A 2,132-nucleotide genomic window follows, 5' to 3' on the forward strand; every position below is an offset into this window, starting at 1 on the left:
GGTCCGCCGTCGTGCCCGCCAGGAAGTCGCCGAGGCGCGGCCCGCCCGCCACCACCACGATGAACACCCCCTGCAACCGGCCCCGCATCTCATCCGGCGCCGCGACCTGGAGCATCGTGTTGCGGAACACCATCGACACCGTGTCCGCGCACCCCGCTATCGCGAGGAAGACCAGGCCGAGCCAGAGATCGCGGGTGAGGCCGAACACCGCGATCGCCGCGCCCCACGCGCCGACCGCCAGCAGGATCGCCAGCCCGTGCCGGTGGACGCGGCCGAGCCACCCCGAGAACACCCCGCCGAGCAACGCCCCGAGCGCGGGCGCGGCCACCAGGAGGCCGGTGGTGCGGGCGTCACCGCCGTACCAGAGCACCGCCACGGCCGGGAACAGTGCGCGCGGATGCGCCAGGATCATGGCGCAGAAGTCGGAGAAGAACGTCATCCGCAGATTGGGCCGGGTCGCCAGGAAGCGGAAGCCGTCCAGCACGGAGGCCCGCTTCGAGGACGTACGGTCCCGGTCGGGCAGCATCGACGGCAGCCGCCACATCGCGTACAGCGAGGCGGCGAAGGTGACCGCGTCGATCGTGTACGCCGACTGGTAGCCCGCGAACCCGACGAGCAGACCGCCCAGCATCGGCCCGAGCAGCGTCCCTGAGGTCATGGTGATCGAGCTCAGCGCGTTCGCCGCGGGCAACTGCTCCGGCGGCAGCAGCCGGGGGATCATCGAGGAGCGGGCGGGCCCGTTGAGGGCGGCGCAGACGGACTGGAGCGCGACGATCCCGTACAGGAACCAGACGTGCGCGAAGCCGGCGAAGGCGGCGGCGGCGAGCCCGGCCGACAGCACCGCGGACCCGGACGCACTGGCCAGACCCAGTCGGCGCCGGTCGACGGTGTCCGCGATCGCCCCGCCGTACAGCCCGAACACCATCAGCGGCACCAGCGAGAACAGCCCGACGAGCCCGACGCTGAAGCTGGACCCGGTGAGGTCGTACACCTGGAGCGAGATCGCCAGGGAGGTCATCCCCTGCCCGACCCAGGAGATGGTGTTGCCGAACCAGAGCCGCCGGTAGTGCGCCGAGCTGCGCAGCGGCGTGAGGTCGGCGAGTATCCGGCTGCGGCTCTTGGGCGTGGTTTCGGTGTCGGCGGTCACGGGCGATGCTAACCGGCGGCCCCGAGGCCGGCCGGCGACGGGGGGCGTCCACGCGGACGCCCGGCCCCGTCGCGGCGGGATCAGACCCGCTCGGCGTGCACGTACGACATCGGGTAGACGATGCGGCCCTTCTCGTCCACGTCGAAGGCGTCCGGGTCGAACGGCAGCGTGCCGCCCGTCTCCTCGCGCTGCTTCTCGAAGTACTCACGGGTGTGGTTGGTGGTGCAGAGGCTGTCCTCGATGGCGAGGATCCGCCACTGGCCGTCCAGGTTGGTACGGAAGTTGTCCTTGCTCACCCGCAGCTGCTGCGGCGGCAGACCGACCAGCTCGGACTCGGCGAAGGCGAACAGGTGCAGCTTGGCGCCGGGCGCGGTCACCCGGTGCAGGGCCGCCGCGTACGCGCGCCGCTGCTCGTCGCTCAGTACGTGGTAGAGCCCGTAGTCCAGGACGGTCTCGAAGCCGCCCTCGACCCCCTCGAACTTGGTGGCGTCCGACACCGCGAAGGTCATGTCGAGACCGCGCTCACGGGCGCGCTCCTGGGCCTGGCCGATGGCGGACGGCGAGAAGTCGAGGCCGGTGACGTCGTGGCCGCGGCTCTTGAGGTGCAGCGAGTTCTGCCCGGTGCCGCACCCGGCGTCCAGCACCTTGCCGTGGAACGCGCCGGACGCCTCCAGGGCCACGACGACGGGCTGCGGCTCGGGGATGTTCCAGGGCGCGAAGTCGAACTTCATCCCCAGCCCCTCCGTCCGCACCTTCCCCGCGTACAGCGGATCGAAGTTGGCGCTGCCCGCCGTGTAGACCTGCTCCGTGCTCACGTGGTGCCTCCCGTTTTACGGTCCGCCGAAATCAAGCGTCGCGGTCAATCTCCCGGACCGAATCCTCTCCGGACAAGTCCGGACGACTGATCAGACGTGCAATCGCGGGAACTCCGCGGTTGAACAGGGGTTGACAGAAAGGGGAAAGGCGGAATGGAGGGGGCGGGTGG

2 protein-coding genes are annotated in these 2,132 nt (G+C 70.8%); both read right to left on the reverse strand.

Features of this window, described 5'->3' with window-relative positions:
* Window positions 1-1,147: MFS transporter (locus ACJA3G_RS35580; RefSeq protein WP_406557163.1), on the reverse strand; the 1,147-nt coding region annotated here is incomplete at its 3' end.
* An 80-nt stretch (window positions 1,148-1,227) separates the two neighbouring features.
* Window positions 1,228-1,962, reverse strand: a complete 735-nt coding sequence (locus tag ACJA3G_RS35585; RefSeq protein WP_406557164.1) for a class I SAM-dependent methyltransferase — start codon at window positions 1,960-1,962, stop codon at window positions 1,228-1,230.
* Window positions 1,963-2,132 lie beyond the last annotated feature (170 nt).

The organism is Streptomyces sp. YS-3, from assembly GCF_045257485.1.
Taxonomy (GTDB): domain Bacteria; phylum Actinomycetota; class Actinomycetes; order Streptomycetales; family Streptomycetaceae; genus Streptomyces.